Raw genomic sequence first — 13,190 nt, forward strand, 5'->3', positions numbered from 1 at the left:
ATGAGCAAACCTCCAATCCTTGGCATTACTTCATCATGCAGACATTCCGATTTGACCCGTGCGAGTTGCCCGACAGCGCGTTAGCGCTTCGCGATGACATTCGCGCTTTCCTGGCAACCGAGCTCGACGGCTTCCCCGCCCGAAAACGGGCTGAAACCTGGATGGGTTGGGATGCGGAATTTAGCCGCAAGCTCGGCCAGAAGGGCTGGATCGGCATGACGTGGCCCAAACAATATGGCGGCCAGGAGCGATCCGCTCTTGATAGATACGTGATGCTGGAGGAGATGCTCTCTGCCGGCGCGCCTGTCGCAGCCCATTGGATTGGCGACCGCCAGTCAGGGCCGCTCCTCCTGAATTACGGAACAGAAGAACAGCGCCAGAAATATCTGCCCAAGATCGCAAGCGGCGAAAGCTTCTTTTGCATTGGGATGAGCGAGCCTGATTCAGGATCTGACCTTGCCTCCGTGCGCACAAAAGCAGAGCGGACCGAAGAAGGTTGGCGCGTCAACGGCACCAAGCTTTGGACGTCAGGCGCTCATCGCGCCCATGTCATGATTGCCCTTTTCAGAACGGCAACAGAAGAAGGCAATCGCCACGGCGGACTGACACAGTTTCTGGTTGATCTGGACACCCCGGGTATCACCATCCGTCCAATCAAGGACCTGTCGGGCAACGCGCATTTCAACGAAGTGATTTTTGAAGACGTGTTGGTACCCGACAGCCAGCGTGTGGGCGAGACCCACGGCGCCTGGAAGCAGGTAACCGCCGAACTCGCTTATGAGCGCTCGGGGCCGGAACGCTATCTGTCCTGCTATCCTTTGATGGTTGAACTCGTCCAGGAGCTTGGCGACAAGGGAACCGCCAGGGAGCGCGACGAGATTGAAATCGGTCGCGTTGTTGCGGAGCTCTCAACCCTGCGTCAGATGTCTGTCTCGGTTGCCGGGATGCTGGAAGCCGGTCAGAACCCGGCCCTTGAAGCGTCCGTGGTCAAGGACTTGGGAGCAGTCCTTGAACAGCGCATGCCCGGCCTCGCAACAGATTTGCTCGAACGTCCCTTTCATCTGGGAACAGGAGGGCTTGATGAAGCAGCCGCTTACCTCGTTCAGAATGCACCGTCGTTCTCGTTGCGCGGTGGCACGCGGGAAATTCTACGCGGCATCATTGCCCGCGGTCTGGGGTTGAGGTAGCCGATCATGAACGAACTTCAGACAATGCTGACGGACACCGCCAACCGTCTGTTCACGGATAAGCTGACAAAGCAGGTCCGCATCGCAGCGGAAGAGGGTGACTGGCCTCAGGACGTGTGGAACGCCGTTGAAGAGAACGGCTTCCCAAGAGTCTTGGTCAGCGAGGCGCGCGGTGGCGCAGGAGCGCAATGGCCTGATGCTCTTGTTCTTCTCAAGGCCTGCGGAACCCATGCGGTGCCTTTGCCGCTGGCAGAAACAATTCTCGCAAATTGGTTTTTGGATCAGGCAGGCATCGACGTGCCCGATGGACCGGTCACTTTTGCATCTGCGCAACTCACGTCCGGACCTGAAGGTGTGGCCCTCGCCGGGCCAATGCAGGACGTGCCTTTTGCGGCGAATTGCACCCATGTGGTTGCAGTGTCGCCATCCGATGAGACCGATGGCGGCATCCAGGTCGCGTTGTTTGCCAACCCTCAGGTCGGACAGGCCAATTCAACCATCGCACGCGAAAGCGTGGCGCAAGTGTCAGTATCTGGCGCCGCAATCGCGTCGGGCCTTGCACGTCTGCCCGACAATTCGGCGATGCTCTTCGGGGCCCTTGCCCGGTCTGCTGCCATTGCAGGCGCCCTGCAATCTGTTCTTCTTCAGGCCGTGCAATACGCGGGCGAGCGGGTTCAGTTTGGTCGCCCGATTTCCAAGTTCCAGGCTGTGCAACATCAACTTGCCGAACTCGCCACCCACGCCGCATCTGTTGGCGTAGCTGTCGATGCCGCCGCCCGCGCCGTTCTGGCAGACCCAAATGCTGCGGAGTTCGATATTGCTGCTGCCAAGGTCCGCGCGTCGGATGCAGCGCAAATAGGCGCTTCCATTGCCCATCAGACCCACGGCGCCATCGGGTTCACCTATGAGCACGGCCTGCATTTTTGGACACGCAGACTATGGTCCTGGGGGCCGGAATATGGCGGGGCGGCCCACTGGGCCCAACGGCTTGGCAAAAATGCAATTGAGGGTGGTGGACATAGCCTTTGGGCGACAGTCACGGCGCGCTAAAAACAAGACGAACAAATTTCCACATTTGAGGAACCGTCCCATGAAAGTCTCTGAAGCTCTCGACAGTCGTTTTACATGCCGTGCCTTCAAGGACACGCCAGTCCCTCGCCAGACCATTGTCGAGTTGCTGGAAACAGCAAAACGCGCGCCATCTGGGGGCAATCTGCAACCTTGGCATGTTTATGTTGTCGGCGGTGACGAACTGAAGAACTTTAAGAAGATCATCGCAGACAAGCTCCCGGACAATCCCTTCGGAGAGGGGACCGAGTACGACATCTATCCCAAGTCGCTGAAGGAGCCGTACAAGTCCCGCCGCTACAAGGTCGGCGAGGATATGTATGCGAGCATAAATGTTACCCGCGAAGACAAGGCCGGGCGGCTGGTTCAGTTTGCCAAGAACTTCCAGTTCTTCGATGCGCCGGTGGCTCTCTTCTTCTCCATTGATCGCACGATGCAGGAAGGTCAGTGGTCTGATCTGGGCATGTTCATCCAGTCGGTCATGCTCCTCGCGCGCGAACACGGCCTTGATACATGCGCCCAGGAGGCGTGGGCGATCTGGTACAAGACAGTCAGTGAGTTTGTCGGCATTCCGGACGAGCAGATGCTCTTTTGTGGCCTGGGAATCGGCTACCGCGATGAAGATGAGCCAATAAACACGCTGAGAACGGAGCGTGCGCCCCTAGAAGAGTTTGTGAGTTTCAAGGGAATTTAGCCTTCGTTCAGAAAAAATGGCTCATTTGCTGCTGTTTTTGCAGTGAAGACTGTCTTTCGTTCATGTTCATGTAGGGTTCACGCGGCCTTCCTTAGAAATGCATCTCATGTGGACAACGATCAAACATAAGTCAGCCATCGCGCTCCTCCGGTCAGGGCTTGCCGCTCTGCTGGCGCTGTCTTTGTTCGCGGCACTTCCCGCGCACGCCGACAGCCACAATGGCTTTCTTCCCCTCAACGACAATGTGCAGTCTCAGGAGCGCACGAACAGCTCGTGGCGCGTGGTGCAGAACGGTGACGTTCTGCCGCTTGAGACAGTTCTGGGTATCGCTCGCCGGGAAATTGGCGGCGGTGAACTGCTGGAAGTCGATCTCAACGATCGCACCGGTGTTTATCGCCTCAAGCTGATCCGTGCGAACGACTCTGTTGTTGATGTGATCGTTGATGGAAAATCCGGTCGTGTACTTCGTGTGCACGGCAGATAAGAGACGAGGCAGGTTATGCGCGTTCTAGTGGTTGAAGACGATGTGGATATCTCCCGCCAGTTGGTCACTGTACTGACAGATGCCGGTTATGCAGTGGACTCCGCTGCTGACGGTGAGGAGGGTCACTTCCTTGGTGAGACCGAGCCGTACGATGCCATTTTGCTGGACCTTGGTCTGCCGGCCCTTGATGGTGTGACCGTTCTTGAACGCTGGCGCCGTGCCGGCATCAAGACACCAGTCCTTATTCTCACAGCGCGTGACCGCTGGAGCGACAAGGTTGCAGGCTTTGACGCCGGCGCCGATGATTATGTTGCCAAGCCGTTTTACGTCGAAGAAGTGCTTGCACGCCTCCGTGCCCTGGTGCGCCGGGCGGCGGGTCATGCGACGTCTGACCTCGAGTGTGGACCTCTGCGGCTCGACACGCGGGCTGCGCGCGTCTCCATTGATGGCAATCCCATCAAGCTGACGGCGCTTGAATACCGCCTGCTGGCCTATTTGATGATGCACAAAGGACGGGTTGTGTCTCGCACCGAGCTGGTGGAGCATCTCTATGATCAGGACTTCGATCGTGATTCCAATACGATTGAGGTATTTGTAGGCCGTGTTCGGAAAAAGCTTGGCGTCAATCTTATCCAGACTGTCAGAGGCCTTGGCTATTGCCTCGCTCAGCCGGAAGATGCGGCCTAATTCACTCGCCTTCCGGCTGGTGGCGGGTGCCGCCATCTGGAGCCTGGTCATTCTGGTCGGCGGTGGCCTTCTACTCGCATCAGCTTTCCGCGAAAGTGTGGAAAGCAGCTTTGATGCCCGCACCGACGTGCTGCTTGGCGGGTTGATAGCAGATGCCGAAATCGGCCCTGAGGGCCGCTTGGTCCTGCGCAGGCGCTTCACGCAAGCCCGTTTTGAACGTCCTTTCTCCGGCCTGTATTGGCAGGTGACCAATGCTTCCGACGGGCAGGTGCTGCTCAGATCGCGCAGTATTTGGGATCAGGAACTTCCAATTCCCGAGGCAACTGACGAGCCCGGTCCGCGCCGTGGACAAGCAATCGGGCCAGAGGGTCAAACACTGCGGATCGTCGCCCGTGATGTGACCCTGCCGGGCGCCTCAAGAGAATTTACATTCATCGTTGCAGGTGCCGTGGATGACATCGAGCGCGAGACAGAAGCGTTCAATGGCACTATTGCATTTGCTGTCGGCATTCTGCTCGTTGGCCTTATTGGAGCTCTGCTCATCCAGGTACGCTATGGCCTGCGCCCATTACGATCCGTTGAAGAAGGTTTGACGGACATTCGCTCTGGCCGCGCTGAACGGTTGACCGGGGAACTCCCATCCGAAATTGCCCCTCTCGCGGATGAGATGAACAAGCTGCTGGATCACAATGCGCAGATAGTCGAGCGTGCCCGCACACATGTGGGCAATCTGGCGCATGCACTAAAGACACCCCTGAGCGTTCTCACCAATGAAGCCGGGTCACCGCATGCCGCTCAACCGGCTGATGCAAAAATGCTGGGCGATACTGTTCGCAGACAGACGGATCTGATGCGGCGGCAAGTCGATCATTATCTCGTCCGTGCGCGTGCCGCCGCGTCAGGCAGTGTGCTCGGCGCGCGCGCATCAGTGGCGTCTGTGAGTGATGACCTTGTGCGAACGCTCAAGCGTATTCATCGGGATCGCGACTACCACGTGACAGTCGAGTGTCCTGAGGACCTGGATTTTCGTGGTGAGCGCCAGGATCTGGAGGAGTTGCTCGGCAACCTCCTAGATAACGCATTCAAATGGGCCGACGGTCGCATTTCTGTTCATGCAGAACGTATTGCTGAGCAGGTGGTTATTACCGTTGAGGATGATGGGCCTGGCCTATCCGAAGAAGAGCGCGCCCGCGTCCTCAAACGCGGTGCACGGCTTGACGAGTCGGTCCCCGGATCAGGCCTTGGATTGTCCATCGTTGAGGACGTTGCCGGGCTTTATCAGGGCTCTTTCGAACTCGACGCATCGCCTTTAGGGGGCGTAAAAGCCAGGCTTTCCCTGCCTTTGGCGGCCTGACGCCTCAAAATGAACCGCATATGAATATGCGGTTCACCCCAGCCTCAATTCATCTTCCCTAATGTTTGTTCATCGGATGACGCGGGCTCCTCCTCTATGCCCCTCATGCCCAAAGACTCCCCAAAGTCATTGGCGGCCAGCGTCATCCGAAAAACATTAATGGTGCCGCTCAAGAGGCGCCGAACCAGACGGGAAGGCGATACGACATGCGAAGTCTCAAGATTGCAGCAGTTTTTGCAGCGGCATTGGCGCTTGGCGCCTGCCAGACCGGTGGTGGCTATGGATATGGTCCCAAGACAGTCGGTGGTGCCGTGATTGGTGGTGTGGCCGGCGGCTTGCTCGGTTCACAGTTCGGCTCCGGCAACGGTCAGCTGATCGCTACAGGCGTCGGCACACTTCTGGGCGCAGCGGTTGGCGGGTCGGCTGGTCAGAGCCTCGACCGTGCAGATGCACTTTATGCAGAACGCGCCTATTCGGACTCGATCTACAGCCAGGGCCCCGTTCAGTGGCGAAACCCACGTTCAGGCCACCACGGCCAGTTTCAGTCCGGCCCCGCTCACTACAATGGCGGCCGTCAATGCAAACAGATTGAAAGCACATTTTACGGACCGCAAGGCCCGTACCGTGATGTAGCAACGGCCTGCCGAATGCCTGATGGAAGCTGGCGCACTATTTAGGGCACCCACGCGCGCGTCAGTAACCGCGTACAGACAATCGGCAAGTTAGACGGGGAAGATGGAAACATCTTCCCCGTTTTCTTTTGGCCATTCCACTTGTGATCGGTGAACTTGTGATCGGTGCGCTTGGCTAGCCAACGGATGCAATTTTGTCGGCTTCGATGGTCTTTTCCAACTGCCGTGTCGACACCAGGTCGCGAAGGGTAATCCCCTCCAACGCCTGCGCTCTTGCGTCTTCCAGACGTTGGACGAGCGGTGTCAGCTTGTCATCGTCTTCTATGACGTCAGCACCCTGGCGCAGTTCCAGTTGCGCATGCCCCTCCGCACCACGGCGCACAACAGTCAGCCATTCGTCAACGGTGATCCGGTCAATCGGCCGGCCCGGTACAAGACCTGGCGACTCGCTGCTGGTTTCAATAAGCAGGCCATCGTTCATCAAAAACGCAATGACGCGTTCGACGGGCGGCAGTGGAAGCCGCATCATCCGGGCGATCCGTTGCGCGGTCCAAGGCTTCTCGCCACGTTCAAATGACGACGCGACAAGGTGGCCGATGTCCAGCGCAAGGCGTTCGCGTGACTCAATGGACAGGCGATAGATGGCACTGCGTGTCAGATAGGCGGGGTTCTGATGGTAGAACGCAATGCCGGCGCCAGCCAGCAGGATGAGCCAGCCCACATACATCCAGAACATGAAAACAATCAGGGATGCGAAGGCCGAATAAATAACGGCGTATCTGGCGGACGTAACAACGAAAGAAGCAAACGCCCAGCCCGCCACGTTCCACGCGATGCCAGCCACCAGCGCGCCAATGAAGGCCGAGGTGAGGTTCACCTTGGTGTTTGGCAGCACCATGTAGATGACCATAAAAACAAAGACGACCAGTACGTATGGAACAATGCGTGAAATCTCAGCCAGCAAAACCCTGACGGGGTCCCCGCCAATCTCGCTGATGGCGGCTGTGCCGGCGACGCTGGCCATAAGTCCCATGGCGACAACAAGCAGAACCGGTCCGACCAGCAACATGCTTACCAGGTCGGAAAAACGTCGCGCGAGGGGGCGCAGACGGCGGACCTGCCAGATCTCATTGAGAGCGGCTTCGACTTTTTGGAGCAATGACACACCGGTATAGATCAGGACCGCGATACCGACTGACCCCAACAGTCCGATATTCACCTGAGCGACGAACTCGAGAATTGTGTCCCGTATTTCCACGCCCTGCGCACCCAAAGGCGCCAGGAAATCCGTGAGAAAAACTTCAAGCTCTCGATCAACACCAAATCCCTTCAGCACCGAAAACACAATTGCGAGTGCGGGAATGAGTGCCAGGAGTGTTGTGTAAACGAGGCTCATGGCATGGAGGTTGAGCGTTCCAACCGAGAAATCCCGGATCAGCACACCGCCAATTCGCAACAGGTTCTGCATCTGGCGCTTCCACCAGGGAGCGGAGTCCAGTTGGGCGTCCCAGATAAAATGACGACCTCGATCAAGAAGTTGTCCTGGTGTCATTCTCTTGCCTTCGTTGCTTGCCCGTATGACGGCGAAAAGCCCGACCGTCAAATGAGGTCACAAGATAACACGTATCTCTCTTAAGGGCGTGTCTGCCGTGGGTTAACGGAACGTAAATCCGCAGCCCATGGAAAGCGCTTGTTAAGCATAGACGTGTACTACGAGACCGTAAGAGCGCTCAATTGAGCGAAACCCATTTAACCAAGCTCATTTCAGGGGCTTAGAGGAACAGCGCAGCTTGGCCGAAAGCCGCACCATAAGGCAGCTAAAGCAGGTTCTGTCGACGCTCAACAGCGCCGATACGGAAAAGCTTATTGTTGCTCTGGAACGAGACAAGCTCGCTGGGGGTAATTTGCCCCACGACTTGATTCTTGGTGCCTTGCGTCCGCGATTGCAGGCGGAAGACGACGAAAAGAAGAAGCGCGGTGGTGCGCCCACTCCTGTCCGTCATCTCTGCTGGCCCTTTGAAGAGTTGCTGGTCAATCGTCGTTCCGGTCCAAAGCACCGCGGTCGGGTGGCGCGAACGTCCATCATGCCGGTCTGGAGCTGGTTGGCAGAAGACCGCCTGCCGGATGCTCTGGAAGACATTTCCCAACGGATTGTTGATCATACGCTTGCAAAAGACGCAGACGGCCTCGCTGCGGCAACCGAAGTGCTTCACGCGACATGCGCAGAAGCAATTCGTGACGGCTTGGACGAGGCTAGCCCCGGCAGCAAGAAAAAGCGCCTCTTGATTGAACGCCTTGGCGGCGAAGAAGTGCTTGAAGACGCCCGGGAAATGGCACTGCTTCTTGCGGTCGCCCCTCGCCTGTCTGAGTTCAAGCGCGGGATGCCGAAAAACATTGCGGAGCTGACGCCTGAGCTCACGCATCAAGTCCGTGACCTGTTTGACGAACTGGCCGCGGCACAACCAGATGCGGCACCCTATGCAGCTCTCATTGCCATGCGTCATATCGCAAAGCCATGGCAGATGTTCCGCATCGTGAAAGGTGTCGCCCATACCAATACAGACGTCCTTATCAGCCGCACGGACATCTCCATTGTTGGGGAACTTTTGCTGCTTGATATGGAAGAGGCTGTGGATTGCCTGGAGAATGTAGACCCCGCTGAAGATCCCAAGGGCGTGCTGGAGAAGTTGAAGCTATTCACCCAGATATCACGCGGCATCACGGAAGAAATCGGAGTGCGGCGCGACGGTGCATGGGCCACGCGCCTTATGAGTGCGCGCGGAGCAGTGTCAGAAATCATCCGGGAACGGATTGACCGCGCACCCACGCGGGTAATCAAGGCATTGCCTATGCGATCTACTGGCCGCTTTGGACGTGGTGGACCCAGCCGGCCCGATTTATCGAAGGAAGTCGACCCGCTCGCGCTCGAACGCGGCATCAAGACCGTCAGGTTCCTGGAAGGTGCCCGCAAATACGCTCAGGCAGGCTCGTTTGTCGGAGCGCTCAATGCGGCTGTGACGGAGATAGACAAATATCTCGACGATTACGAGCGTACGATCCTGGACGAACTGCGCAGCGAAGACGCCGCTCTACGAGACCGCGGCGAAACCTATCTGGACGCTGTTGCAAGCCTGGTGGAAATATTCCGCTCCGCCGAAGAGGCATCTTTGTTGCGCAAACGCGGCATGCTGGCAAAAGACTCAGCCATTGCCTGAGGCATTTGCCTCTATCAGGTTGATGTGGCCTCAATTTCAGCCAGAGCTCCATTGAAACTTTCGATGTAGGCAAAAAGTCCCGGTGACCCGCCGGTCGCGATGAAGACGACTGTCTCATCGCGTGAGAACGCACCTGTTTGAATCAAGCCAATCAGTCCCGCCATGGCTTTGCCGCTATAAACCGGGTCAAGCAGCAAGCCTTCTGTGCGCGCAACGAGCCGCACAGCTGCGGCCATCTCAGGCGTTGGCATGCCATAGCCTTCACCCAGAAATCCGTCATGCAGCACAATGTCGGTAGCTGAAATGGACACCGCTTTTTCCGGAGACGCCAGCGCGACGGTTGCACTTGCGAGAGCGGCCGTCGTTTCGCGCACCTTGTCAGCGTCCGAATTGAGAACAGAAATTCCTCGGACCTTGGTGCCTGGTGCGAACAATGCCGTGCCCGCAGCCAGTCCCGCATGTGTGCCGGCGGAGCCGTTGGCAACAATGATGTGGTCGATAGACATGTCGGGACCCACCTGATCCAGCATCTCGCGAACAACACGAACATATGCGAGGCAACCGATTTCATTTGAGCCACCAACCGGCACAATGTACGGCGTTTTTCCCGCCGCATTCATTTCAGTGAGCACCTCATCAAGTACCTGACGTCCATTGGCCGTTGCCGGGTAGGTCCGTATTTGTGCTCCGAAAATGCCATCAAGAAGCACGTTGCCAGACTGTTCATAGGCAGCCGCTTCATTGGGCACGGTTTTGAACAAGAGACCTACACATTCCAGTCCCAGTTTCGCGCAGGCACCGGCTGTTTGCCGCACATGGTTAGATTGTAATGCCCCGGCTGTGATGATCGTGTCCGCACCCTTGGCCTTTGCATCTGCCAGAAGATACTCAAGCTTGCGGACCTTGTTGCCGCCGCCGGCCGTTTGCGTAAGGTCTTCACGCTTCACCAGCAAGCGAGGGCACTCCACACCCATCGACTCGAGTGCAGCTCTAAGGCGCGGCATTTCCTGCAGGGCTGTTGGCGGACCCACAAGGTCCAGGCGATCGATGGTATCGAAATGATCAGTCATTATTGCCTGCCCCTCCTAGATCGCGCCTGCCGTGCGGAGCGTTTCAATGTCGCCAGAACTATAGCCAAGAGACAGCAGAACCTCCTCGGTATGCTCCCCTAACAGGGGCGGACGCTTGCGAATGCCAACTGTGCTGTCCGACATCCGCACCGGAAAGCCGACGACGGGGGCCGTGCCCGGCATCCCGGGAAAATCGACATCTTCAAAGAAACCGACTTCATTGACATGTTCGTTTTCCAAAACGTCTGCGGGCTTCAAGACAGGCCCTGCCGGGATACGGGCTGCCTCAAGGGCCGCCAGCGCTTCCTGCGTAGACAGGTCTTTGGCCCATGCCGCAGTGCGCTCACTCAGCACAGTGCCGTTATTGCCTCGAGAGATGTCGTCCTTGAAGCGCGGGTCGGTCAGCCAGGTATCTTCACCCATCAGTTTCGCCCATCGCTTGAAGAGCGGGTCACCGATGACCTGCACAAAAATCCAGCCGTCACTGGTTTCGATTGCGTCAGCCGGACCCGCATACTGACTGCGATTGCCACTTGCGACTCGGTCGGTGCCACCCAGCTTTTGCTCAATGAGATGAAAGTTGAAGTAGGTGAGGGCGGTGCCAAGGAGAGCCCCTTCCACCATCTGCCCGCGACCGGTTTTCCCTCGGTCCATCAAGGCCGCCATGGTGCCCAATGCAGCAAAAGAGGCGGTGCCGAAATCCACCCACGCCGCGTAGCTTTTGACAGGTGCATCGCCAAAGCCGGAAAGATGCGCAGCACCGGACATGGCCTGAAACACACCATCAAAGCCTGTCTTCTCGCTGTCCGGGCCGCCTCGGCCAAAACCGGACACCGTAGTCAGGATAATGTCCTCACGATGTGCCTGAAGCGATGGGAGATCCAGCCCCATTTTCTGGAGGGTGGACGGTGGGAGATTGGCGACCACAACATCAGCCGTCTTCACCAACCGCGCGACAATCTCCTGCCCATCCGCATGCATGGGGTCGAGTGTAATGCTCTTTTTGTTGCGGTTCATCTGCAGGAACATTGACCCTTCGCCACCTTCGCCAGGGGCGGCACCGGGAACGATAGGCTGCACATATCTGTCTTCGCTTCCCTCACGGCGCTCAACGCGAATGACATCTGCGCCAAGGTCTGCAAGGAGTGTTGCGCAGAAGGGGCCGGCAATATAGCGCCCAAAATCGAGAACACGCACGCCGTCGAGCGGCCCTGTAGATGAGTTCGCCATAGTTTCCAAATCCCTGATTGGAGCCGTATTCTTTCTGGTCTAGCAAAACCCCGAGTCGATGTAGTTTGCTACGGCTCGGATAAAGGTAACATAGCGGGCGAGTCGGGCAGACGCATCTGCTTCACGTTGGGCTGTGTTTTCCAGGAGAGACCATCAGTGGCAGGTGATGCATTTCGGCAGGTGATGCGCCATGCAGGTGAAGTGGCTGGTCAGCCCCTGTCTGTAAATTTTGCCGGCGAAGATCCGGTTTATCCATCCTGCATACGAGCCGCGGATGCCGCCGCTGGCGCGCTTGGTGCAGCATCAGCCATGGCACAGGAAGTTGGCGCTGACCGTGGATTGCCCCGTCAGTCCGTAACTGTAAGCACGCGAGCGGCTGCAGCGTCTCTTCTGGGTTTCCTGCATATGCGTGTTGGTGGAAACATGGTGTTGCCACCATCAATGGCCAATCCGACCATCGGCATCTACCGCGCTGGATGTGGTCGGTACATTCATCTCCATGGCGGCTTCCCACATCTGCGCGATGGCATTCTACGATTGCTTGACTGTGAGAACGATGAGACCTCGGTAGCTGACGCGGTCAGCAAGTGGGACGCGGTGGCGCTGGAGGACGCGCTCGCCTACATGAATCTGTGTGGGGCAGCCGTCCGCACGCGCACTGAGTGGGCAGACCATCAGCAAGGCCAACTTCTTGCTGCCGCACCATTGGTGGACCTGGTGCGCATCGGTGACGCACCTGCTCAGGAGCTACCTCCCTCACCGCAGCGCCCGTTGGAAAAGCTGCGTGTCCTCGATTTAACCCGAGTGTTGGCAGGCCCCACCTGTGGTCGAACCCTGGCGTCCCATGGAGCGGATGTACTGAGACTGGGCGCTGCTCATCTGCCAACGATCGAACCGTTTGTTATGGACACGGGTCACGGCAAACGGTTTGCGACACTGGACTTTGGCATCAAGGAAGATGCCGAGACACTCAAGGACCTGGCCGGGAAAGCAAGCATCTTTGTACAGGGATACCGCCCCGGCGCATTTGAGCGGCATGGTCTTGGCCCGCTGCATCTTGCCGAACTGCGCCCCGGCATCATCTATGTGTCTGTCAGTTGCTACGGCCATGATGGCCCGATGTCATCTCGCGCGGGATGGGAACAACTGGCTCAGAGTGCATCCGGCATGGCGCGCCTGCACTCGGATGAGACTGTGGCGTCCGGAGAGGACCCAACATTGTTTCCAGCCGCCGCAACAGACTACACAACCGGGTATCTGGCGGCATTTGGCGCACTGGCCGCCCTACGCCGCCAGCAGCGCGAAGGCGGCAGTTGGCATGTCCGCGTTTCACTGTCGCGCACGGCGATGTGGATGATGGATTTGGGTGCAGTTGACCATCGCAAGGCCGTGCCAATTACCGAAGAAGACTTGGGCGACATGAGGGATACGCGCGACACGCCGTTCGGTGAGATGCAATTCTTGCGGCCAGCAGACATGCTCAGTCACACGCCACCCTTCTGGGAGTTGCCTCCGTCACCAATGGGCAGCAGTAACCCGGCATGGCGATAGGCAGGGCTTAATCCCAAC

The 13,190-nt window shown here is 57.8% G+C and carries 12 protein-coding genes; 9 read left to right on the plus strand and 3 right to left on the minus strand.

Features of this window, described 5'->3' with window-relative positions; genetic code table 11:
• Positions 1 to 35: 35 nt before the first annotated feature.
• The 7 genes from BN1012_RS04305 to BN1012_RS04335 all read left to right on the plus strand — a co-directional run bounded on the left by BN1012_RS04305 (position 36) and on the right by BN1012_RS04335 (position 6,151).
• The gene (locus BN1012_RS04305; protein WP_043948670.1) at positions 36 to 1,187 is read left to right on the plus strand and encodes an acyl-CoA dehydrogenase family protein; all 1,152 of its coding nucleotides are present in this window, start codon (positions 36 to 38) and stop codon (positions 1,185 to 1,187) included.
• A gap of 6 nt (positions 1,188 to 1,193) precedes the next feature.
• Positions 1,194 to 2,237 carry an acyl-CoA dehydrogenase family protein gene (locus BN1012_RS04310; RefSeq protein WP_043948671.1) on the plus strand — a complete coding sequence of 348 codons (1,044 nt, stop codon included), beginning with the start codon at positions 1,194 to 1,196 and terminating at the stop codon, positions 2,235 to 2,237.
• Positions 2,238 to 2,277: 40 nt separating this feature from the next.
• Positions 2,278 to 2,949, plus strand: coding sequence for a nitroreductase (locus tag BN1012_RS04315; RefSeq protein ID WP_043948672.1), 672 nt, complete (start codon positions 2,278 to 2,280; stop codon positions 2,947 to 2,949).
• A gap of 106 nt (positions 2,950 to 3,055) precedes the next feature.
• Positions 3,056 to 3,433 (plus strand): PepSY domain-containing protein, encoded by a 378-nt coding sequence (locus tag BN1012_RS04320; RefSeq protein WP_145973418.1) that lies wholly within the window; start codon positions 3,056 to 3,058, stop codon positions 3,431 to 3,433.
• A 15-nt stretch (positions 3,434 to 3,448) separates the two neighbouring features.
• Positions 3,449 to 4,120: a response regulator transcription factor gene (locus BN1012_RS04325; RefSeq protein WP_043948674.1), complete on the plus strand. Its 672-nt coding sequence runs from the start codon at positions 3,449 to 3,451 to the stop codon at positions 4,118 to 4,120.
• On the plus strand, positions 4,110 to 5,474 hold the full coding sequence (locus tag BN1012_RS04330; protein WP_043948675.1) for a sensor histidine kinase: 1,365 nt from the start codon (positions 4,110 to 4,112) through the stop codon (positions 5,472 to 5,474). Before BN1012_RS04325 ends, BN1012_RS04330 begins: the two co-directional genes overlap by 11 nt.
• A gap of 206 nt (positions 5,475 to 5,680) precedes the next feature.
• Entirely contained in the window at positions 5,681 to 6,151 is a 471-nt protein-coding gene (locus BN1012_RS04335; protein WP_043948676.1) for a glycine zipper 2TM domain-containing protein, read from the plus strand.
• A 130-nt stretch (positions 6,152 to 6,281) separates the two neighbouring features.
• Here BN1012_RS04335 and BN1012_RS04340 read toward each other — a convergent pair whose 3' ends face one another.
• Complete coding sequence (locus BN1012_RS04340) at positions 6,282 to 7,658, minus strand: YhjD/YihY/BrkB family envelope integrity protein (RefSeq protein ID WP_063958483.1); 1,377 nt, start codon at positions 7,656 to 7,658, stop codon at positions 6,282 to 6,284.
• A gap of 238 nt (positions 7,659 to 7,896) precedes the next feature.
• Between BN1012_RS04340 and BN1012_RS04345 the strand changes: the two genes are divergently transcribed.
• Positions 7,897 to 9,321, plus strand: coding sequence for a hypothetical protein (locus BN1012_RS04345; RefSeq protein ID WP_043948677.1), 1,425 nt, complete (start codon positions 7,897 to 7,899; stop codon positions 9,319 to 9,321).
• A gap of 14 nt (positions 9,322 to 9,335) precedes the next feature.
• On the opposite strand, the gene BN1012_RS04350 is transcribed toward BN1012_RS04345, so the two are convergent.
• Together BN1012_RS04350 and BN1012_RS04355 are read right to left on the minus strand one after the other, a co-directional pair.
• A complete protein-coding gene (locus BN1012_RS04350; RefSeq protein ID WP_043948678.1) occupies positions 9,336 to 10,391 on the minus strand; it encodes a D-cysteine desulfhydrase family protein in 1,056 nt (351 codons plus the stop codon).
• A 15-nt stretch (positions 10,392 to 10,406) separates the two neighbouring features.
• Positions 10,407 to 11,621: a CaiB/BaiF CoA transferase family protein gene (locus BN1012_RS04355; protein WP_043948679.1), complete on the minus strand. Its 1,215-nt coding sequence runs from the start codon at positions 11,619 to 11,621 to the stop codon at positions 10,407 to 10,409.
• A gap of 156 nt (positions 11,622 to 11,777) precedes the next feature.
• On the opposite strand from BN1012_RS04355, the gene BN1012_RS04360 reads away from it, so the two are divergent.
• The gene (locus tag BN1012_RS04360) at positions 11,778 to 13,172 is read left to right on the plus strand and encodes a CoA transferase (RefSeq protein ID WP_081826211.1); all 1,395 of its coding nucleotides are present in this window, start codon (positions 11,778 to 11,780) and stop codon (positions 13,170 to 13,172) included.
• Positions 13,173 to 13,190 lie beyond the last annotated feature (18 nt).

Origin of the sequence: Candidatus Phaeomarinobacter ectocarpi (assembly GCF_000689395.1) — a bacterium.
In the GTDB taxonomy this organism is placed as follows: Bacteria; Pseudomonadota; Alphaproteobacteria; order CGMCC-115125; family CGMCC-115125; genus Pyruvatibacter; species Pyruvatibacter ectocarpi.